Annotated in this window: 21 protein-coding genes; 9 read left to right on the top strand and 12 right to left on the bottom strand. The window is 42.4% G+C overall.

Annotation, left to right across the window (positions count from 1 at the left end; all coding sequences use genetic code 11):
• Positions 1-626 precede the first annotated feature (626 nt).
• From JMW61_RS07430 to JMW61_RS07410, 5 genes are all read left to right on the top strand, one after another.
• Positions 627-989 carry a roadblock/LC7 domain-containing protein gene (locus JMW61_RS07430; protein ID WP_010201036.1) on the top strand — a complete coding sequence of 121 codons (363 nt, stop codon included), beginning with the start codon at positions 627-629 and terminating at the stop codon, positions 987-989.
• A 177-nt stretch (positions 990-1,166) separates the two neighbouring features.
• Positions 1,167-1,661, top strand: a complete 495-nt coding sequence (locus JMW61_RS07425; RefSeq protein ID WP_201550124.1) for a PAS domain-containing protein — start codon at positions 1,167-1,169, stop codon at positions 1,659-1,661.
• Between the two features lie 3 nt (positions 1,662-1,664).
• Positions 1,665-2,414 carry a PhnD/SsuA/transferrin family substrate-binding protein gene (locus JMW61_RS07420; protein WP_201550123.1) on the top strand — a complete coding sequence of 250 codons (750 nt, stop codon included), beginning with the start codon at positions 1,665-1,667 and terminating at the stop codon, positions 2,412-2,414.
• Positions 2,415-2,670: 256 nt separating this feature from the next.
• Positions 2,671-3,294, top strand: a complete 624-nt coding sequence (locus JMW61_RS07415; protein ID WP_201550122.1) for a hypothetical protein — start codon at positions 2,671-2,673, stop codon at positions 3,292-3,294.
• Between the two features lie 140 nt (positions 3,295-3,434).
• On the top strand, positions 3,435-4,049 hold the full coding sequence (locus JMW61_RS07410) for a hypothetical protein (RefSeq protein ID WP_201550121.1): 615 nt from the start codon (positions 3,435-3,437) through the stop codon (positions 4,047-4,049).
• 123 nt (positions 4,050-4,172) lie between these two features.
• Here JMW61_RS07410 and JMW61_RS07405 read toward each other — a convergent pair whose 3' ends face one another.
• Both JMW61_RS07405 and nfsB read right to left on the bottom strand, forming a co-directional pair.
• Complete coding sequence (locus JMW61_RS07405; RefSeq protein WP_201550120.1) at positions 4,173-4,709, bottom strand: GNAT family N-acetyltransferase; 537 nt, start codon at positions 4,707-4,709, stop codon at positions 4,173-4,175.
• Between the two features lie 214 nt (positions 4,710-4,923).
• A complete protein-coding gene (gene nfsB / locus JMW61_RS07400) occupies positions 4,924-5,580 on the bottom strand; it encodes an oxygen-insensitive NAD(P)H nitroreductase (RefSeq protein WP_201550119.1) in 657 nt (218 codons plus the stop codon).
• Between the two features lie 417 nt (positions 5,581-5,997).
• On the opposite strand from nfsB, the gene JMW61_RS07395 reads away from it, so the two are divergent.
• Complete coding sequence (locus JMW61_RS07395) at positions 5,998-6,651, top strand: DsbA family oxidoreductase (protein ID WP_201550118.1); 654 nt, start codon at positions 5,998-6,000, stop codon at positions 6,649-6,651.
• A gap of 149 nt (positions 6,652-6,800) precedes the next feature.
• Here JMW61_RS07395 and JMW61_RS07390 read toward each other — a convergent pair whose 3' ends face one another.
• On the bottom strand, positions 6,801-7,925 hold the full coding sequence (locus JMW61_RS07390) for an S-(hydroxymethyl)glutathione dehydrogenase/class III alcohol dehydrogenase (protein WP_201550117.1): 1,125 nt from the start codon (positions 7,923-7,925) through the stop codon (positions 6,801-6,803).
• 198 nt (positions 7,926-8,123) lie between these two features.
• Here JMW61_RS07390 and JMW61_RS07385 point away from each other — a divergent pair, with 198 nt between their 5' ends.
• Both JMW61_RS07385 and JMW61_RS07380 read left to right on the top strand, forming a co-directional pair.
• Positions 8,124-9,011, top strand: coding sequence for a LysR family transcriptional regulator (locus tag JMW61_RS07385; RefSeq protein ID WP_201550116.1), 888 nt, complete (start codon positions 8,124-8,126; stop codon positions 9,009-9,011).
• Between the two features lie 134 nt (positions 9,012-9,145).
• Complete coding sequence (locus JMW61_RS07380; protein WP_201550115.1) at positions 9,146-9,664, top strand: DUF302 domain-containing protein; 519 nt, start codon at positions 9,146-9,148, stop codon at positions 9,662-9,664.
• Positions 9,665-9,747: 83 nt separating this feature from the next.
• Here JMW61_RS07380 and JMW61_RS07375 read toward each other — a convergent pair whose 3' ends face one another.
• The 9 genes from JMW61_RS07375 to epmB form a co-directional block, all read right to left on the bottom strand.
• Entirely contained in the window at positions 9,748-10,035 is a 288-nt protein-coding gene (locus JMW61_RS07375; protein WP_197134325.1) for a DUF4031 domain-containing protein, read from the bottom strand.
• A 46-nt stretch (positions 10,036-10,081) separates the two neighbouring features.
• Positions 10,082-10,501, bottom strand: a complete 420-nt coding sequence (locus tag JMW61_RS07370; protein WP_201550114.1) for a PACE efflux transporter — start codon at positions 10,499-10,501, stop codon at positions 10,082-10,084.
• 69 nt (positions 10,502-10,570) lie between these two features.
• Positions 10,571-12,859 carry a transglutaminase family protein gene (locus JMW61_RS07365; RefSeq protein ID WP_201550113.1) on the bottom strand — a complete coding sequence of 763 codons (2,289 nt, stop codon included), beginning with the start codon at positions 12,857-12,859 and terminating at the stop codon, positions 10,571-10,573.
• On the bottom strand, positions 12,856-13,869 hold the full coding sequence (locus JMW61_RS07360; RefSeq protein WP_201550112.1) for a DUF58 domain-containing protein: 1,014 nt from the start codon (positions 13,867-13,869) through the stop codon (positions 12,856-12,858). The genes JMW61_RS07365 and JMW61_RS07360 overlap by 4 nt, the downstream gene beginning before the upstream one ends.
• Before the next feature lie 403 nt (positions 13,870-14,272).
• Positions 14,273-15,232 (bottom strand): AAA family ATPase, encoded by a 960-nt coding sequence (locus tag JMW61_RS07355; protein WP_227687385.1) that lies wholly within the window; start codon positions 15,230-15,232, stop codon positions 14,273-14,275.
• Positions 15,233-15,394: 162 nt separating this feature from the next.
• The gene (locus tag JMW61_RS07350; protein WP_227687384.1) at positions 15,395-15,886 is read right to left on the bottom strand and encodes a c-type cytochrome; all 492 of its coding nucleotides are present in this window, start codon (positions 15,884-15,886) and stop codon (positions 15,395-15,397) included.
• Between the two features lie 159 nt (positions 15,887-16,045).
• Positions 16,046-18,133, bottom strand: a complete 2,088-nt coding sequence (locus JMW61_RS07345; protein WP_197101693.1) for an EAL domain-containing protein — start codon at positions 18,131-18,133, stop codon at positions 16,046-16,048.
• A 354-nt stretch (positions 18,134-18,487) separates the two neighbouring features.
• Positions 18,488-20,245, bottom strand: coding sequence for a hypothetical protein (locus tag JMW61_RS07340; RefSeq protein WP_201550111.1), 1,758 nt, complete (start codon positions 20,243-20,245; stop codon positions 18,488-18,490).
• A gap of 216 nt (positions 20,246-20,461) precedes the next feature.
• The gene (epmB, locus tag JMW61_RS07335; RefSeq protein ID WP_110923221.1) at positions 20,462-21,469 is read right to left on the bottom strand and encodes an EF-P beta-lysylation protein EpmB; all 1,008 of its coding nucleotides are present in this window, start codon (positions 21,467-21,469) and stop codon (positions 20,462-20,464) included.
• Positions 21,470-21,638: 169 nt separating this feature from the next.
• Between epmB and efp the strand changes: the two genes are divergently transcribed.
• On the top strand, positions 21,639-22,211 hold the full coding sequence (gene efp, locus JMW61_RS07330) for an elongation factor P (RefSeq protein WP_110923222.1): 573 nt from the start codon (positions 21,639-21,641) through the stop codon (positions 22,209-22,211).
• The last annotated feature ends 98 nt before the right edge of the window (positions 22,212-22,309 follow it).

Raw genomic sequence — 22,309 nt, 5'->3', positions numbered from 1 at the left:
AAAATGGTGATCGTGCTTATCTGCATCGATGTCACGTCGTATGACAACAAACGAGAGGATTGTGAACACTGATGCAACACTGACATCATCGCTACATACTGGTGTTTGTAGAGATGAATGGGATTAAAAAAGCTGACTGAATTGATATCTGTCTGGCAGATTCAGAGACAAGAATATTTTTTATCTCATAACTATATATCATTATTGAAGCGTATAAGTCTAGTAAATATCAACATCAAGAAAAGTCATAAACGGTTTTTATGAGTATCGTCTAAGCAACTACTGTTATAGCAGATGAAAAAACTGATTGATTAGAACACGTTCTCCACCCAATCGACAGTCACCTAAATGGGCTAAAAATAGCACTGATGACTCATCCTTGTTCTGTTTTTCATGCGTCGATACATTAGATATCTATAGGCATTTGTGTTTTTATCCCTATAAAGTGGAGACAAAAGGCAAATATTCGATGATAAACGGCAAAAAAATCCAAAAATGTCGTTTTTTATTGAGCAAATGTATATCAATATCACTAGTAAGGAGTTAGAATACCTTTCTTAAAGCAAGGATATAGTTAACCAGTTTTTTTACTTAAACAATCCACCACTTATCATAGAGAAAGCGATATGCGTACAGACTCATTTCAACAGATATTGGAAGACTTAAACAGCTCATCAGCAGATGTTGAAGCATCTGCCCTAATCTCTAACGATGGTCTGATGATTGCTTCAGCTCTACCAACTGGCGTCGATGAAGATCGTGTGGGTGCTATGTCAGCAGCATTATTATCGTTGGGTGATCGTGCAGGTCGTGAGTTGGCGCGTGGTAGTATCGATCGTATTATGATTCAGGGTGAAAAAGGCTACGTTATTATGACGTCATCGGGAGATGAAGCGGTACTCACTATTATGGCAAAACCGAATGCCAAGCTTGGTTTGATATTCTTAGATATCAAACGTGCCTCAGAAGCCCTTGCAAAGCTCATTTGATTGGCGACTGCTTATCGAATTTATTAGCTTTTTAATTACTATAAACATAGTCGATTCAATATAATTTGGATACAAGGAAGCCGAGTGAAAGTACTGCAAGTAGTAGACTAAGCAAGGCTAAGACCGTCTCTAATTTATAGAGGATTGACTACATAACGACCAATGAAGGAGATGACCATGGGTTCTCCAATCCCTGATGCACACAAGCCTGATATGCCTGCCGAACAAATTACCCTGACTTATCATGATGGCACGTCGCGTACTGTCTATGACACGGGCATCGAACGCCCTTATCCAGATGGTAAGTTGATTGTATCGCGTACCGATTTGGATGGCATACTGACACACGTCAACGATGCTTTTATTGAGATTAGTGGTTACCATGTCGATGAATTGATTGGCCAGCAGCATTATATTTTGCGCCATCCTGACATGCCAAAAGCGGCTTATAAAGACCTGTGGGACACTGCCACAGCAGGACAAAAGTGGCATGGCTATGTCAAAAACTTATGCAAAGATGGTAGTCATTATTGGGTCTATGCAACCGTCGTACCTAACGTTCGTCACGGCGAAACCGTCGGCTATACATCCGTACGACGCAAGCCATCACGCAGCAAAATCGAAGCGGCAATGGCGCAATATGCCCAAATGAAACAAAACGAGGAAGGCTAAATCATGACGACACACAATATGTTAATCGCCCCAGATTTTTCACCTGAGCGTTTTGCAGGCTGGCACATGTTCAATACGTTGATTCAAAAGCGTGCCAACTTAAATATGCACTTAAACATCCCTGCATCACATGCTGAGCAAGAGCAAGTCATCAATGCTGGTGACATTCAGGTCATTTACGCCAATCCCTTTGATGCAGCAACCCTAATCCGTGAGCAAGGCTACCGTGCCGTCGCTCGCCCTATCGGAAAGTCTGATGAAATGGTCATTGCCGCTGCGGCAAATAGCGACATTAACCACTTAGAAGACATTCAGGCTGGCGCTACAGTTGCCATGGCGGACAACCGAGATGTCAAACTGATTGGTTTGCGTTTGCTAGAAGCTGTCGATATAGAAGAGTCTGACCTCAACTGGGATGTCACTGAAACCTATCAGGCAGCTGCCCGTAAAGTCATTAAAGGGGATGCCCAAGCCGCGTTCTTTTTGGCAGAGATTTTTCATAGCTTTTCGCGGTTGACCAAGACCCAGCTCTCCGTACTTATCGAAAGTGACTTGGCTGACATCAGTCACGTGCTACTTATTAAAGACGGCTTCCCTGATGCCCAAATCTTTATAGAAGCCATTCTCAATCTGCACAATGATGATGATGGCAAAGAAGCCTTGGCCGAACTTGGTATGCCTCAAGGGTTTGAAGCGATGAATGAAGAAGATGCCGAATTTATGATAGATTTGATGCAGACACTGCTAGATTAATGGTTGGACTAATTACTGGGCTACATACGCAATAGAAGACAGGTAAGAGCACTACAAGTAAGAGCACTATAAACAGTAGACTGAACGGGCCTGACACTCTATCTGATTTATATGGAATTGACTGTAGTAAATTCAAATAATGTCGATACAAGTAAACCGAGTGTAAGTGATACATTAGTATGCTTAGCGAGGATGACGATGTAGCGGATTTATATGAATTTGACTATATAGCGACCGTGACTCAAAGGATACTGTTATGTCTGACTCGGATCTTATTAAAGAAAATGAAAGGGAAGCGCGCCGAGTATTCCGCTTATACTCGCGCAAAGTATTTTTGGCACCCAACAACCGTCACTTTCATGAACAACGCATCAATGCGGCGCTACTATTGACGGAGAGAGAGCCGCTGCAAGGTGCTGTTGCAGACTTCTTTTATGGCTGCTGGTATGACATACCTTATGATGTGAATAACTTGTTCATTCGTGTCAAAGATCGCCTGTACCCTCATATTCAACAAGGGTTCCGCGACTGTATTGATAAAAAAGCATATATTCAACGCAATAGTATGCTCGCGACCCGCTGGAGTGTATTGATATCACCGTCTCTCAATGAGCAAAAACAACGACTACGTATCAGTAGCGATGATGCCAAGGAAATCTCCAAAGAAATCACAGCTGAGCTAATGCAAGCACGTACTAATGAGGATTGGGGTACGATTGAGCAAGTCGAAAACGAGTTCTTTGCACACTGTATCGCTCGCAATGATCGCCTTGCTTTCTCTTTAGTATGGTTTCGTTTGGGCAAAAGTGACTGGCAATTCGATGCGCGTTGGAACAACTGTCAGCAGCACCTTGATCAAACTATAGTCAAATCCATATAAATTCGCTACCTCGTCATCCTCGCCAAGCATACTAATGTATAACTTGTACTCGGTTTCCTTGTATCAAAATTATTTGAATTCAACTATATGAAAACCTAATTTATCACCACTCTATAACCTTCATCATAATGGTAGCTGCTATGTCTTCTTATTTAAATGCTGATAAAACGTATCTGACTCTAACCCCAGCCGGTATTTTTGAGGCATTTTCACAAGGTGAGCCCACTGAGGAGCAGCTATCACTACAAGACTTGTTATCCTATGCGCAGACGTTACTCGCTGCCGACTGGCTTGAACGTTACTCTGATGAATGGCTGCAAAATTTCATAGAACAAGGTTGGATTGAGAAACTGTCTCTTCTGTTACCAGCGCCCAATCTGCCACTAGATCAGTTTTTACCCTATGTGGTTGCCAGCTTATCGGGCAAACGCCGTGCTGCTATTGGCTCTGACGAAGGATTTTGCTTGGCACGTATTGGCTATAGCCAAGAAGAATCAGACATGCTCAGTGTCGCGGCAGCTGATTTTTCAGGATTTATGCTACGACAAAAGCAACGCGGATGGGCCGTAGAAAGCCAAGCGATCTCTTTCTTTCAGCAGGTCGATCTGCTCATTCCTGAGACCAGTTTTGTATTCTTATGGATTGATGGTTCAGGCTATGTGCTCATTATCGATGGTGAGCCTCTGACGAATAGTCGCGCCTTTGTAGAGCTGGTATGGGCACTCAAAACCTCTGGATTGAGATTTCTTAACTAGGGAGATTTCCTAGCTAGTGAGTGTCTTCATATTTAACACCCCTTAAACTACTTATTTTTTCCACTCTTATTATGGGTCTATTATTTACCAATTCTCGCGTGAAAAAATGCACTGAGAGTAAGCTTACGGCCTCTGCTCCGGAGTAATCTTATACAAAACGTGCTCAGCAAGTCGATGATTAGGCTCAAGCATTGGATGATAAAAGTTTTCTTGTGTATTACTCATGCCAATACGCTGCATGATGAGTTGTGAGTGCTCGTTAATCACTGCAGTAAAGGCCACGACTTCATCGAGTCCTAATGTGTCAAATGCAAAATTTAATGAAGCCCGTGCCGCCTCTGTTGCATAACCTTGTCCCCAATAATCTTTGTGTAGTCGCCAAGCAATCTCAACAGCAGGCGCAAATGACATATCAGCATGCGCTTCATTTAAGCCAACCATGCCGATAAAGATATCTGTCTCTTTTAGACTGACCGCCCAAAACCCCCAACCTTTATCTTTAATAAGCTGCGAGCATTTATTGGCTATCAAATCGCTCACTTTTGGCGATAATGGCTTGGGAAAGTACTTCATTACTTCAAGATCGGCATTCATTTGAGCGAATATCGCAAAATCACTTGCTCGCCACTGTCTAAGATATAAGCGTTCTGTTTCTATCATGTTGGTGGTTGGGCTCTCTCATCAGGGCGTATTGAATATTCACATAGGGGCGATATAGCCAAGCCAGAATAAAAGTAGTACATACAGTCATCACGTTCTACTGACCCTACTATTTCTACTGGCCCTACTAATATAGTATCGTGTGTCCATTTTATTCAGGATTAACCACATCCTTTCATTAAACTGTCGTGAAAGCTTTAGCCGTCATGATAGCTCAAGCTTTTGTAATAATGCTCTCTTCATCAAAGCGTGATTTTGGCAACTCAGCGTTAAAGTCATCTTCACTACGATAACCAAGCGATACGACCGCAACAGCCGTATAGCCCTTGCTACGTAAATCAAACTCTTCATCAAGTGCTTTCAAATCCGCCCCTTCCATCGGCACAGCATCAATACCTAAAGTCGCAGCTCCGAGTAGCAAAGCGCCCATGTTGAGATATAGCTGCTCTATCAACCAGTGTGGCTCGTCTTTTTGCTCATAACGGCGAATATCCAAAAACATCTTACGCACTTGGTGCATCTGCTCTTTGAATTTTGGTTCGGCAAAACGACCATCAGCGTCTTCTTTGTCTAGTATCTCATCTAAAAACTCGTCATCAGCATAGACACGGCTACAGAATACGATGACATGTGAAGCGTCTTTTACTTTTGCCGTATTGAATTCATACATGCCATCCGTGCCTTTAGCGATTCGAGCTTTACCAGCCTCATCATCAGCAATCACAAAATGCCAAGGTTGGATATTGGTGCTCGAAGGACTGAGACGCAAGATATCTTTTAGACTCTGAAAGTCTTCTGCTGAGATTTTTTTATTGGTATCAAATGCTTTTGTGCTGTAACGCCAGTTCATCGCTTCAGTAATAGTCTTCATTTGTGCATCCTATATCGAATATTAAGTTTTTATTATTTGCTAAATACTTGGTGTTAGCATGAGTTATAAGTCACGACTACCCATGTCAGCAAAGCTACTGTAGAGAAAAACCCATTTCATGGCCATGACAGATTGGTTAAATATTCATACGTTTTGTTATCAGAGGTTGATTTTTGACTGCCTTATCGCAAAAAAGCATCTATGAATAATAGCAATCCAGTGAGCAAATGAGTCACTCAGAGCGCATTGTATTCACCTGATTGTGCTTTGAATATTCATTAACGCTTGATGTTTAAAGCATGATTATTACTGAGGCTTCTTGGTCGACGACCATCTCTAAGCAGACACATTTAGATGAGATATATGAGCAATTAGAAGCCTTAAATAAAATACAAATAACAATCCCTGCGAGGAAATATGAGCACATCAGAAAAACCACTCCGAATAGACATCGTCTCAGACGTCGTCTGCCCTTGGTGCGTCGTTGGCTATCGTCAATTGGCAGCAGCACTTGAGCAAACCAACACGGCCCACACTATCCATTGGCACCCGTTTGAGCTAAACCCAAACATGCCAAGCGAGGGTCAAAACCTACGTGAGCACATCATCGAAAAGTATGGCTCGACCAAGCAAGAGTCAGATGCTAGTCGAATCAGAATGGCGGAAGCCGGACAGGAAGTTGGCTTTGAATTTAATTTCAATGATGACACGCGCATGCACAACACCTTTGATTTGCATCAGCTGCTACATTTCGCTGATCAGAAAGGAAGCATGCATGAGTTAAAACAAGCATTGTTTGCCGCACATTTTACCAATAACAGAGATATTTCAGATATCAACGTGCTTGCTGATATTGCAGCAGAGACTGGACTTGATCGTAGTGAAGCGCTAGCAATATTAGAGGGTCAGCTCTTTGCTAAGGAAGTACGAGCTGAAGAACAGCATTGGCAACAACAAGGTATTCAAAGTGTACCGGCTATCATTTTCAATGAACGTCATCTGGTTAGCGGTGCGCAAGGGGTCGAGAATTACGTCAGTATCTTAGAGCAATTGGCTAATATGACTGAGTGAATAGGTCTGTAACCATACATATAAAATAATGATGTTATAAGCTTTAAAAAAGGCCGCTTCGAAATCGAAGCGGCCTTTTTATTTTTAAAACCGTATTTTTAGAGCAATATCTAACGTTACTGTCAGATACTGCTCTTGCACAATATTTTTTAGAAATGGATGACCGTACGAATACTCTCACCTTTATGCATCAAGTCAAACGCTTCATTGATGTCTTCTAATGGCATAGTATGCGTAATGAAGTCTTGTAGTGGGATTTCACCAGCTAAGTAACGCTCAACGTAGCCTGGTAATTCTGAACGACCTTTTACGCCGCCAAACGCCGATCCACGCCAGACTCGACCAGTCACTAACTGGAATGGACGGGTTGAGATTTCTTGTCCTGCGCCTGCGACACCAATGATGACCGACTCGCCCCAGCCTTTGTGACAGCACTCTAGCGCTGAACGCATGATATCGACGTTACCGATACATTCAAATGAGTAATCAACCCCGCCGTCAGTCAATTCAACAATCACGTCCTGAATTGGCTTGTCGTAATCTTTAGGATTGATGCAGTCAGTTGCGCCTAACTTTTTGGCCAATTCAAACTTGCTTTCGTTGATATCAATCGCGATGATACGGCTGGCTTTTGCCATCGCAGCGCCAATAACTGCTGACAGACCAATGCCGCCAAGACCAAAGATAGCAACCGTTGCGCCCTCTTCGACTTTGGCAGTATTCATCACTGCGCCCATACCGGTAGTCACGCCGCAACCAAGCAAACAAACTTCTTCTAACGGTGCTTCTTTGTTGACCTTGGCCAAAGAAATCTCTGGCAAGACCGTATATTCAGAGAAGGTTGAGCAGCCCATATAGTGATAGATGGGTTCGCCGTCTTTATAAAAACGTGTGGTGCCATCCGGCATCAAGCCTTTACCTTGGGTTTCACGTACCGCTGAGCATAGATTGGTTTTGCCTGATGTACACATTTTACAAACGCCACACTCTGCGGTGTATAGCGGAATGACATGGTCGCCAACTTGGACACTAGTTACGCCTTCGCCGATTTGCTCAACAATACCGCCACCTTCATGACCCAAAATCGCAGGGAATACACCTTCTGGGTCTTCACCAGAGAGCGTAAATGCATCGGTATGGCAAACGCCACTGGCCACGATTTTGACCAATACTTCGCCTTTACGTGGCAGCATGACATCCACTTCTTCGATAGATAGTGGCTGATTTGGCCCCCACGCGATGGCGGCTTTTGATTTAATAAATTTATCTGACATAAGAATTTCTCTTTTTAATTAGTTATTATTTACAGCCTATAAGAAGCAGGCCACTATTTTTAGGATACTCATTCACAAATGATTGCAGTCCGCTAGATTACAATCAACTGCTTGAGTAGATGCTTACCATTATAGTTATTTCTAGGGTGATAACAATATGCTATATTTGCAAATATCTTTTACATATTGGTAATAATCATGCGCTGGGATGGTGTTAGCGAGTTCGTTTACGTCGCAGAATACGAGAGTTTTACGCGCGCCGCCAAAGAACTAGGTATCTCAACGGCACAAGTAAGCCGGCAAATAAGCGCGTTAGAAAAACGCCTTAATATTAAACTCCTCTATCGTACAACACGCAAAGTATCATTAACAGAAGAAGGTCGCGTGTTCTATCAGCATTGCCGTAGTGTGCTCGATGGCTTGGATGCTGCTGAGCAAGCTGTCAGTAATTTGCAATCAAAACCGCAAGGCAGGATCAAACTGACCGCCCCTGTCACTTATGGCGAGCAGCAATTATTGCCGTTGGTCAATGACTTTATGATTCAGTATAGCGATATCGAAGTGACGGCTTTTTTGAGTAATCAAAAGATCGATTTGATTGAGGGTGGTTACGACTTAGCGATTCGTATCGGCAAATTAAGCGACTCCACGATGATGGCAAAAAAACTCAGTCATCGCACCAACTTTGTCTGCGCGGCACCCTCTTATCTTAATAAATATGGCACACCGCACGCTTTGAGCGAGCTGAGTCAACATAACTGCTTACTTGGCACGCGTGACTACTGGCACTTTATAGATACTGACCCACGTGCTAGTGACGCAGGTAAAGAAAGGAATTTGCGCGTCTCGGGGAGCATTCAATATAATAGTGGTCATAGCTTAGTTGATGCTGCCCTAAAAGGTTTGGGCATCGTCCAGCTGCCAGATTATTATGTGCAAAAATACCTAGCGTCTGGGGAGCTGACAAGCTTGTTGGATGACTATAGAGAGCCTGAAGAAAGTATTTGGGCCATTTATCCACACAACCGCCAGTTATCACCAAAAATCAGGCTATTGGTAGACTATCTAGCAGAGCACTTGGCTTAGTAATTGGCTTAGTAATTGATTAAGGCAGGTTGCAATGCGGCTCTTTACTAAGCAGCGTTTATTACGCACAATATTATGATGCATAATAAATATGTGATGCTACAAACTATTACGGATAACCTATAGGTAAATTTATGATTAAACTTGTCTCTATCGCCGCTTTGGCTTTGACCATGGCCTCTTGTGCCAGTGTTGAAAATATTTTACATTCACCCAGCGACACGCCCTCGGTGACAAAAACGATGACTGCTACCAACGCCGAAAAAGGCTTGATAACCATGCAAAGTCATCATTCTGTCCAAGAGACTGCTGATAAACTGGCCGCCATTATCGAAAGTAAAGGCATGAAAGTATTTGCGCGCGTCGATCATCAAAAAAATGCACAAGGTGTCGATTTAACCTTAAGACCAACACAAGTTATTATGTTTGGTAACCCTAAAGCTGGTACGCCATTAATGCAGTGTGAGCAAAGCGTCGCTATCGATTTGCCACAAAAAATTCTCATCAGTGAAGATGCAGATAAAAAAGTATGGCTATCGTATAACGATCCTCAGTACTTAAAAACCCGTCATAATATTAAAGGTTGTGACACCGTTATAGATAACATCTCAAAAGCCCTAAATGGCCTCAGTACAGCAGCAGTGGCAAAGTAAAAGTCAAAAAATCTAAAAAAAAAGGTGAGTTAGCGAAAGCATAACCCACCTTTTTTATTTGTTCATGCACTTATTAGAAGTTATTAGAAACTATCGGACTGCGCTATTTGTGCATGTAATTCTACTTTTAATTTTTTAGCACACTCGATAATTTTTCTGCGATCAGCAGGAATCGCGCCGTACTCAATCGCGGTTTCTCGCATTTGTACAGTGACGTCATAATGCGGATAACTGGCATTACGATGGAACAAACGCTCATCTAATTCAATGAATGCCGCAAACTCATGCAGCTCTTGCAACGTATCAGCCAGCAGGTGGCACCACTTATAACCTTTAAATTCTATCTGCATAAAATCTACATATATTGCCATATAACTGGCTCCTTAATACGTTCTACATATCTGGATAAAACCACCGTTAGCCGGCTTCAGCGATAGGAAATACCCTGTCATAAATCCAGTTATACACAAAAGCATATACCAAATAAAATGTCGCCATAGCAATATCCATTTTAAATGCTTCCCACAGACTAATATCCAAATACCAAGCAATCGCTGGCAAGAATAACACTAGCAGACCACCTTCAAATAGCGCGGCATGTAGCACTCGTATGGGAACGGTCTTTTTTACCTCACCGCGGACCTTAAGCATAGCATTATCAAATAAGACATTATAAAAATAATTCCACACGGTCGCGACAATAGAGCCAGCGATCGCTATCACACCCATTGAGTGCAGCTCAAAACCGAACACCCAACTTGCCAGTGGTGCGAAAATAAGTAGCCCAATGATTTCAAACGCTAAGGCGTGGCGAATACGATCTTTAGTACTACGCATTATTTGTTCCAAACCTATCTATCATTTACCTACTCACTATTTCTAATAAGTGCTACTGGCTAAATAGACTTACAACAATTCGTGTAAGTTTTTCTTTAACTGCTTAAGCACTTTCTGGTACTCATTATCACTGATTTCAACAGTGCTTAAGCGTCCATAGCGTAGATGACGATAGTCTTGTTTGATTTGGGTGATTTTATCTTGAATAACTTTAGGGTGATCACTGTCTGTTAATTGACTGGTATTGCTCGCATCAGTGTCATTTGAGGCACTAGAATCAATGGCCATCGCTAAGCGCTCAAGCCACGCTAACTGACCTTCATTATCAATACGAGCCAGTGACTTATCTTGCTTACCTATACGTTTCGACAACTGAGCAAGTGGTAAATCTACTGGGTGCCAGCGTTTACGGCGACGTTGCCAAATGATAAACACCAAGATAATCATAACCGTAATAGCACTCGCGGCTAACCAAATAATTTGTTGCGTGATGGAGCTAATATTGAACCATTTAAATAACGAGTCTGCTTGTTTGTCTTGATCGTAGCCAACGACGTCTTTTTGCCAATAGTAGCTCGCTTGATCTGAGAGACGACGTAAGGTTTGTAGCATTTGATATTGTTGATAGTCAATCTGTGCACCAGCGCCATCACCAAACATCGCAGCACCTTGTGACTGCGTCATCGCATCCATCCCCTGCTCGACGCGCTCTGGCGCTACAAAAGCAGTTGGATCGACACGTACCCAACCTTGCCCCTCAAGCCAAACCTCAGTCCACGCATGCGCATCCATCTGCCGGACTTCCCACACATTACCACCACGGCTCGGCTCACCACCTTGATAGCCTGCGACGACTCTGGCAGGGATACCTGCTGCCCGCATCATAAAAGTAAAACTTGAAGAGTAATGCTCACAGAACCCCGCCTTGGTCTCAAACAAAAACTCGTCAATACGATTGTTATTCAAGCGTGGCGGCGATAACGTATAGCGAAAATCTGTTTGATTTATCCAGTGCTCGATAGCTGCTATATAACGCGTAGGGTCTGAGCCTGACTGCGCAAAAAGCTGCTGAGCCAATGCTCTTGCTTTCGGATTCCCATCATTTGGTAGTGCAAGATTCATTCGCCGCGACTCATCCGTAAGGATAGGATCGATATTCATCGGTGAAAACTGCAATACGTCATAGCGCAGCTGCTGAGTGACAGGCTCGTCTTTTAATAACGTGAAATCTGAAGTAATGCTGACATCTTGTTGCTGAGCAAAAGGATAATCGAGACCAAATAGCCAGTTTTGCTGAGTAGGCTCTAAGATAATTTGATAGTTATTTGGTGCAACTTGCGCCTCTTCGGGAATGGTAGCAAACGCATGATCAATCCAAGCAGGACGTTGCTCTGAAGGTTGCCACTGTCGTTGTTGAGGGTTACGACGCCACGTGACGCCATCAAAATCGCTAAATACCAATCCACGCCAATAGAGCTGCTGCTGTGGTGGACGGTTATTTTCAAACTCTACCCGAAATGCCAACTCCGTTGATTGTCCTAAGTTAGCAAAGTCACCAGGTGACATGCTGTCGGAGACACCCGTGGTCGCTTGCTGGCCTGATAGCTGTACCGACCATAGCGGTGGCAAGCGTGGGAAAAACAGAAATAGCACCACCAATAATGGTAACGCACCAATGCCTAATACACCTAAAGTGCGCAGGCGACCATCACCCCGATCATTGCTATCATCGTTTAGCGCAATAAATGTCAGTAATACAATGACTGCCCCTATCATTACCTCTAAAGTCGTAAGCAGCCCTTGATCCATCAAAAACAGTGCTGCCAACACAAATAGCGATAAATTCAATACCACATAGGCGTCACGACGCTTGTACAATTCCCAGAGCTTACTGATGAGACATAGCACTAAAAATGCCACGCCCATATCTAGCCCAAATGCCGTATTGTAGGTCAACCACAATCCTAAAAGACCCAATAAGAAGCCAAGCATTTGCATGCCTTGATAGACACGCTTTAAATGAGCTGTCTTTTGAAATCGAGCCTTTACACGAGGTAGCTGGGCGATAATACTCACCACAGCAAAGCCTATGAGCCATAATGGTAAATGGGCAGCATGCGGCAAAATAACAATAACTTGCGCAATTATTATCCAATAATACGCTGGCAGTGCCAGTAGCTTGCGATACCATTTAGCGTTACTGCCTGACTTAGTGCCACTACCTAATGCAACATGAGTGGTAAGATGTTGACCTAAAGCCAACTGCTCAAAGCTTGCAGATTTGATAGAGTCTGCTGTAAAGGTACTGTTAGATGCATCCACATCTTTACTCGAAGACAAGCGCTTAGAATTAATCATGGTGCTTTTGCCAACCTTAGCAAGCAATCTTGCGCAAATTCATCACCTTCACCCATCTTTGTAACAAAGGGTGCATCATTGGGTAAGCACATATTGAATGGCACACCTAGCTGACCCAACGTCATCGCGCCATACGCCAATTGTGATAGCTTTTGTTCATGTTGTGCGGCAGGCATATCGGCATAGTCTAGTGTCTGCTCATGACCAATAGGGTCAGCGAAGTGCTTGGTAAGCATTCCTTGACCGCGAGCTACATGCCCCCAAGAGACACGTGCCAGCGACTCACCTTCTATGTAGTTATCGAGCCGTTCAAAGTCATCTTGGCCTTGGCGATATTGCCCACCTATTGGCAAATCCTCTGAGCTTGCAATGGCATACTGCGTTTCCCAATCAAATGCTTCAGGCTTTGGATATACCCAAGCGGTACGGGAAAAATAGACATAAGACCATGCCTTCATAATACCCAAAGGATAAACTGTTTTTATTCTGAGACGTGGTAATTCGAACTGCCCACGGGCATTGGTCTGGACAGGCAACCTAATGATTTGCTCGCCTTGCAACCTTGTGACCAAGACAGAGCTTGGAATGTCCACGCTACTATCAACCATCGTATTTAAATTTTCAAAGCCAAATAATAGCTGTCGTCTAGGTTGGCGACTCTCACTACGCAGTTGTAAGGTAACCCAGACTGGAGTACCTGCCTCTGCCATGGTGACTTCTAATAAATGCACTTTCAACCCTGAGATATGGGCAAAGGTTACATGAAAACTAATAAGCCAAATGCTGATGAGATAAAAACATAACCCCAGCACCAGATTATTGCCATAATTAATGCCAGCGATAAAGGTGATGATTAATAACACTGCAAACAGCATCCCTTCGCGACTAAAGAAGATATACACGTTGCGCAAGTTCAGCGTAGCACTATCACTTTTGGGTGCACGCGACGCAAACCAACGGCTTAGTTTTGACTTGATTGGTACGGTTAAGGCTTTTGGCAAAAGACTCATGACTACCCTATCCTTACCATAGAATTGATAATATCGTCGGTATTGGACGACAGTTTTGACAACAGATGCCTTTCGAGTATTTACTTAGAAAGAACACAATTTTTGTTAAGTGAGAAACTTTCAATAGCCTTTGATTGATTAGTTGATTAATTCATTGATAAATAACTCAACTACTAGGGCGTGTCTTCAATTCACTCGATAGTCATCTCAATGGGCTAAAAATGGCTAAATCTTGCCAAACATCGTCAAATAGCTGGTTAATATCCCGATATTATTTGTGCTATTTTCCTTGTTTGACGGCAATTTATCTCATTTTTATCACCATTTTTGAAATGAAGACACGCCCTCGAGCCTATAATCAATTAACTAACTTTTACTTAGACGGCTTTCACTCAAAAGGCATTTAGATAACGACTGGCACTTCTGCCAAAATACGTTGTGCGATAGTCTTCGTCATTAGTCCACCCGTCACATGCGCCGGTACAAAGCGTTGACCAAGACGATGATCCGTGACTGCTGCAAACACGGCTTGGACATCTTCAGGGGTCATCTCCATATGCCCTGATACATAGGCATGAGCCTGTGCGGCACGTTGTAGTGACAACACTCCACGCGGTGATAACCCATGATATTCTTGGCTTGCTCGTGTTTTTGCGACCAGTCTTTGTATGTAATCCAAGACCACATCTGCGACATAAACCTGCTTGACCCCTTGCTGTGCTAACAACACAGCCTCGGTATCAAGCACAGCATCTAAACCTTTCAATAACTCACGGCGATCCTGACCTTTTAGCAGCTCACGCTCAGCAGCGGGTGAAGGATAACCCAACGATAAACATAGTAAGAACCTATCGAGCTGCGACTCAGGAAGCGGATATACACCAGCTTGCTGCAATGGGTTTTGGGTTGCAATCACAAAAAATGGCTGAGGCAAACGATAGGTCTGACCGTCTTGGGTTACCTGTCGCTCTTCCATGGCTTCGAGTAGTGCACTTTGTGTTTTAGGACTGGAACGATTAATCTCATCAGCGAGCAAGAGCTGAGTGAAAATAGGACCGGGACGAAATTCAAATTTCAGTTTGCTTTGGTCATAGATGCTCATACCCAAGATATCTGCAGGTAGCATATCATTAGTGAATTGGACTCGACTAAAACTTAGACCCAATAACTGTGCCAGCCCTTGAGCCAAGGTAGTCTTACCCATGCCGGGCAAATCTTGCAATAGTAAGTGTCCACCTGCCAATATGCCGCTAAGTGCCAACTTCACCACTTGAGGTTTGTCCAATACAATTTGATTCAGTTGTATCATTAACTGCGTAATTTTTTGCTGATTAGCGGCGTAGTCGGTGGTTACAATTGTCATAGTGAATCATCGGCTCATTTTTTATGGAAATAATGGGGCATATTGAACATTCAGTCATAGAATTGAGATAGACATTATTTGGTCAGTATAAGGTAAGAATCATGTCGTTAGATAAGTCTCAATTTATGGACTCGAATACAGGCTTTCATTATAAATGAGAAGCTACTTTTCTTCGCTTTCAACGACTGGTACTGCCTCACGGAGAGTTGATAGATAGGCAATCACATCAGCACGCTCTTTGGCATCTGGCATCGGATTTGATAGCATCTTTGAGTCTGTCATGACTTTTTGCGCGTCAGCAATATAAGGATCGAGCGTCTCAGCATCCCATACCCATTCTGACTGCTTCAACCCTTTACTATAGGTGTAGTCTGTTAGCTGAGCAGCATGGGCACCATAGATATTCATCAGCTGTGGACCTTTTTTATTGAGTCCAGCATTGAGCTGATGACATTGCCCACAGGCATCTTGATAAATAATAGCACCATTATCTGCATCACCGTCAGTATATAGCGGTAATGTCACAGAAGCACGGTGATCAGGTGGCGTACGATCGCAAGCACTGAGTAATAAAATAGCGGCAAGCAGACTGCTCATTTGATATTTACGAGTGATAGGCATTTTAGCAATCTTTGAGTAGAGGATGTCAGCCATGTGTGAATGACATATATATTGAGACCATGTTAAGAAACACAGAACTCAATCAATCGTCACGTATACATGGCTGCTTATAGAAATACAGCATTATTTATCGGATCTAAACTGATAAATAATACTTGAATGACGGATATGAAGAAAAATATTATGTAGTGTCTAGGTCGCAACTTTCATTATTTTTCTAGGCTCTTCCAAATAATAGCCTTGCAGGTAGCGTGCACCTACGCTCCAAGCGACAGACATGGTCGCGGCATCTTCAATATAAGGCATCAGCACATCAACGTTGACTTCGTTAGTACGTATGATGAGTGATTTGACCGTTTCCAAATTCTCTGCCGAATCAATATCTTCTACGTAGCTACGCGGTAGACGTACCATATCTGGCTGCACAAAACTGGCAATTTCTATGGATTTGGCAGAAGAGCCAAAGTTATTAATACCCATCTGACAACCGGCTTGACTAAGCGCTGCAAACTGAGTTTTCGCGACCGTCAAATGATCTGCAATGTCTTTTTCATTAAATTGTAAGGTAAGCACGCCTGCTGCACCGCCCACGGCTTTTATCAGCTGGCTAGCCACGCTAGACAGTTTTTTATCTATTAATGAAGCACTCGTCAATTGCACTAGCAGCTTAGCTTCAGGATGTGTTTTACGTACATCGTTTACTTTTCTACAGGCATTAATCAATACCCAGCGATCCATCTTTTCGAGCAGCTTATGTTTTTTGGCGACCGCCATAAACTGGTCAGGTGTCAGCACTGTGTTCTCAGCATCTGACAATGGCAGGCGTAAATATACTTCAAAGAAGTCGCTGCGATCGTTATTAATATCATATATTGGCTGGAATGTTAGCTCAAAACGATTATTGGTAATAGCCTCGATTAATGATTCAGCCAGCGCATGATCATCACTATTAGCATGTTCACTTGGATCGTATAAATGATAAGTGGCCCCGTTATTGGCTGTTTCCATCATAATCTGGTTGATAGCGTCCATCGCACGCTCAAGCAATACGCTTGGCTCTGCTGTATTTTTTTCGATTTTGACAATACCGATACTAACCGTGGTACTGGTCGTGCGTTTATCCACTTCAATGAGCATACCATTAATACGCGAGCCGATTTGCTCAGCCAGCGTTTTAAGCTCTGCTGTTGTTTTGTCTTCTACAATGATGGTAAAAGCCGTATCACTAAAACGGCTTACATGCCCATCTACTACTAGCTCATCTAACGCATAAGCGACCTGCTTGACAGTTGCATCTAGTCCTTGCAAGCCTAAACTGCTTCGAATCTTACCAATATTATCGAGTTGGACATATAATAATCCTGCCGTCAGCTCTCCTTGGCGAGCTTGCTGATATATTACTGCCATTTTCTCTTCAAAGCCGCGTCGATTGTTAATACCTGTCAAGCTGTCTTTACATTCAGCCGCTGCCAAACGTTTGGCCACCTCAGCGCTGTTACTGTTGTTTTGTTGGATGATGACCTGAGTAACTGGCTCACCCTCTAGGGTCGCAGCTGCCAGTTGTAGTTTTGCTTCAAAAGTACTCCCATCCGTCCGTAGACTTTCAAACTTAAACTCTACTTCTTGACGGTTTCCTTTCGCGAATTGACGTAAGAATTGCTTGAAGCCCTTAACGTTATCACCGCCTGCAATCAAATCAATAATAGGCACACCGATGGCATCATTCATCGATGCAAACCCAAAAAGCTGAAGATAAGGGTCATTGGCGAAGATATGAATGCCTTGGTCTATGTAAGCCACTGCACTTTTAGAGTTTTTGATTAATACATTGGCACGCTGCTCTGCTTCAGAGAGTACATGACGCAATGTTTTTAGCTCGCGGCGACTACGCAGATTATCATGTTGTAAACAGATAGACATCACAACGGCCATTTCTTCGTCTACTTTAAGCGCCTTGACCATTGTACCGCTAATAATATTGGGCAGCCCCTCATTATTATGGGCGGTCGCTACCATCTCCTCATTTGATAAGCAGATCATAGGTAGGTCAATGTTTTGTTCTTGGACGATACCTACTACATCCGTAAAATTCATATCGTAAGCATTACCAAATACCAAGACATCCCATGGCTGCCGCAGTAATTTTAATAATTCTTCTTTATCATCTAAAAACCCTAAATTCACACTGTCATAATAACAGCCTAATAAGTGCACAAGACGTTCAGCATAGAGCTGATCATCATCGATGACTAATAGATTTAAGATAGATTGAGTACGCATAATAAGCCTTTTAAACTTTGTGATCTTATTTTTATATGTTGCTGTCAATACCCTACATCTGTTCCGGAGATCAACCTAGCACAGAATGCACTATGGGGAATAGGCTTAGCTATCTTTATGATACTGGCATGCTTTTAGGATTAAGATGATATACTTTTTAGCCAAAGATATTTTATAAGAAATAGCAATAATATCGAACATTATAGACAATAATTTTAATGATTGCTGACTAACTTATCATTATCTAACGTGCTGATCTACTTTAATTATTGAAGCCGAAATCAAGTAAACAAAGTCTATTCAATTCTGTGTTTACATTACTACTTTTCTATTTTTGACAATCCTTTCAAAAGGCTACAACTGCACCACTTCATACTGACTAAATTCATCCGTAATCAGTAGCCGCTTCCCCAAACGTAACAAAGTTTGTTTGGTGTTGATACGCATGATGACTCTGTCATCTGTCTGGAAGTAAGACGTTGGTACTATCAGAGTTCCCGTGGTTTGCAGATGCTCTTCCCGACCAAGGATGAATGCTGGTACAAAATGTTGACTGCGTGTTGCTGTGCCTTCTAAACGCAGACCACAAGCCACTAATTGATGTCCCAATATTTGCCAATCAACCTCTGGATTTTCAATATCAAGGCTCAGCCAGCGCACGACACCAAGTGACCAATCGGGCGGTGTGGTGGTGTCAGCACGACAGACTAATAGAAGACTCATAACATGTAATGGCGGTGGTGCCGTCATAGCGACATCATCGTCAGTAGTCACTGCCTCTATACTCTCTTTACCATGGTTTTCTTCTAAACTTTCTTCATCTATCTTGGTTACTTTATCTAATAATTTCAGTGTGCGAAATAGTGATAAATCATCATTACGGTCGAATATTTCATTGGCTAGTATATCGCTATCATTTTGTTTTTTACTAACGGTATCGTAACGAGGTTGATGCTCATCTGGCAATTCATTTTTAGCAATCAAGCTTGCAAAACTTTGTGAATGACCCACGCAGTAATGGATTTTATTAAAACCAGTCACCAAAACAGCCTCTTTTTCTGTATAGCGTTTCGGTGCTACCGATAGTGGCAACTTTAGATAACGATAACGAATCGTCGCTGCTATGTTTTGGAGTAAGTAACTCTCTAATCCTGCATTGCCGTCCCTAACTAATGCTTGGCTACGCGAGTTAAAATACTCAAGCATTGGATCCAACTCTATAAATAAGCAGTGATAGCGATCTTCGTATGGATTGATTATAGAATTGGCAGTGAGATAAGAAGGTGGCTTATTACTTTGTAAATCTACGTATATCCGAGTATCAGTTTGTGGTTCTATCGTCGCAATAATATGCTCAGCCCATACCGGCAACAAACGTTGTACTAGCAAGATATTAGGACGACGCATAGCACGTACATTTAGTAAGCTGTGTAAACAAATTTGACAGTACAAGCGATGTATATTATCCGCACGTTGAACATCAATCACTTTACTTAAATCAATCTCAGTGGCATGATATTGATAGGCAAGATAGTATAGCTGATTGATTTTGGCCCATAAATAAGGAGAGGGTTTTTGATAGCAAAGCGCTTCTGCAAACAGGAGTCTTTGATACATCATCAACGTCTGATAGATAACGATAGCAAGTGTCAGTGATGAAGACTTGTCACCATTGAAATAACGTTGCCAACCATTACTTGCCGTGTATTTATGCTGACTGTTTAATAGCGATATTCTATGCCGTATAACTCTGTCATAGACCATAATGATGAGATAATACAGTGACTTTATCTGATTCACATAACCCAATTGAACGCTATTAAACCCTTTTGGCTCATAAATGCAATGCTGCCGCAATGCAGCAATTAATTTGTCTGAGGCACCTATCACGGTAGCCATTAACTTAAGACGTTGCTGCTCATCTATATTAGCCACGCGCAATACCGTCAGTATCTTTTCTAGTTGCTCAACCTGCTGTACCTGCGTTTGCGAAGGCAAATTTGCCAACAGCTTGAGCAAGTAACTCTCTTGACCATTTGCCGCTCGAATCGATAATGGCGGTAGTGGCTCTGTAGACGATAAATACTCTTGAAACGTCGATAAAGTTATCATCATTTTTCCTAGTAACTCTGAGTAACTTAGTAAAAGGCAACTATCTAGCCATACCACTTATAATAATAAAATAATGCAAAGTAACCACTACTCTCAAAAATTGACAGGATAAGATTTTAGCAGTCATAAAGACATTCAATACCTATTTGTCAGCATGCAAACCTTCAAATAAAACACTCTTTGTTTACTATTTTTTAATACCCTATAGTGCCTACATTAATTTACATTGTAAATGTTAATTGGCACCTTAAAAGGTTTGTTCGGTAGCTCTCTTACCAATTTTGGTACAAGATAGCCTGGTAATGCGGCCAGTAATGACCAGTAAAGCTCGATTGACGACCGCTCGTCTTTATCAAAATGTGCGGCGCCAGCGACCTTGTCTAATACATGCAAGTAATAAGGTAATACACCACATGAGAACAAACGTTGACTTAATTGTGTTTGAGTCTCAACACTATCATTAATACTTTTTAATAAAACCGCTTGATTTAGTAAAGTCACGCCAGCGGACCTCGCACGTTGCAAATATTCTGATGTTAAAGTATCTATCTCATTGGCATGATTGCAGTGAATCACCATGACAATATGACAGCTACTTTGAGACAATCTGGTCAATAACGCATCATCTAGACGCGCTGGAATGACCAATGGTAAGCGAGTATGCAGTCGAATAGTAGTCAGTTGCGGGATCGACTCTAGCGTATCCAACCATGCGAACAAACGCCTATTCGTCACATTCAATGGATCACCACCGCTCAAAATCACCTCATTGACCTCAGGATGCTCAGTAATATAGCTAATGATATTTTTTTTGGCATCGGCCGTTGGCATATTTGCGCTGTAGTCGAAGTGCTGACGAAAGCAATAACGGCAATGAATGGCACAAGCGCCTGTAATGGTCAGCAATACTCTGGACTGATACTTATGAAGCATACCTTTTACTGGGTTTTGTGTATTCTCGTGTAAAGGGTCTGCTACATAGCCTGTCACCTTGATTTGCTCTTGTTGATCTGGCAAGACTTGTTTTAATAAAGGATCGTTACTATCCCCAACGGTCATTTTTGCCACAAAACCCCGTGGTACCCGCAGCTCAAAATGCTTAGGCACATAGACACTGGTACGTAGGGATTCGAGCTGCAAAATACTTAATAGCTCATCAATAGAAGTAATGGCCTCGGATAATTGCGTTTGCCAGTTTTTTTGTGTGATTAAATGGTTTATCATGACAGCCTATTACCTGTGCCCAAAAGCCGATATTATACGCTCTTAGAGTGTGCCCTATCAAAGTATACCAACTGCCCGTTCTACACTAGGCTTAATAGCAGGTTTTTTACCGTAAGCCCCAAACCCTTATTATTTATATCATCATATTTACCATCCCTAGGAGTCTCTTGTGGCAAATTTTTCTACTAATGAATTTAAAGCTGGTCTAAAAGTTATGCTAGATGGCAATCCTTGTTCTATTCTTGAGAATGAGTTTGTCAAACCAGGTAAAGGTCAAGCTTTTAACCGCGTCAAACTACGCAATCTTCGTAGCGGTAAAGTGTTGGAACAGACATTTAAATCAGGTGACAGCTTAGAAGCTGCTGATGTGATGGATACTGAAATGAACTATCTGTATAACGATGGCGAGTTTTGGCATTTTATGGATCCAGAAAGTTTTGAGCAGATCCAAGCTGACAAAACAGCGATGGGCGACTCAATACAGTGGCTAAAAGAAAACAGCAACGCATCATGCACCATCACTTTATTCAACGGTGCACCTCTATCAGTAACACCGCCTAACTTCGTTGAGCTACAGATCACTGAAACGGATCCTGGTGTACGTGGTGATACATCAGGTGGTGGTGGTAAACCAGCTAAGCTAGAGACAGGCGCTGTCGTACGTGTACCTTTATTTGTACAGCAAGGTGAAGTCGTACGTGTCGATACTCGTACTGGTGACTATCAAACTCGCGTTAACTAATATCACGTAAAAATAATAGGCAATCTATATTATTTTGAGTATGTCATAAAAAAGCTGAATCTCTTATCAAGGGATTCAGCTTTTTTTACTTATAACAA

This window comes from Psychrobacter fjordensis (genome assembly GCF_904845995.1).
Lineage (GTDB): Bacteria > Pseudomonadota > Gammaproteobacteria > Pseudomonadales > Moraxellaceae > Psychrobacter > Psychrobacter fjordensis.
This window is presented reverse-complemented; position numbering and strand designations above follow the sequence as displayed.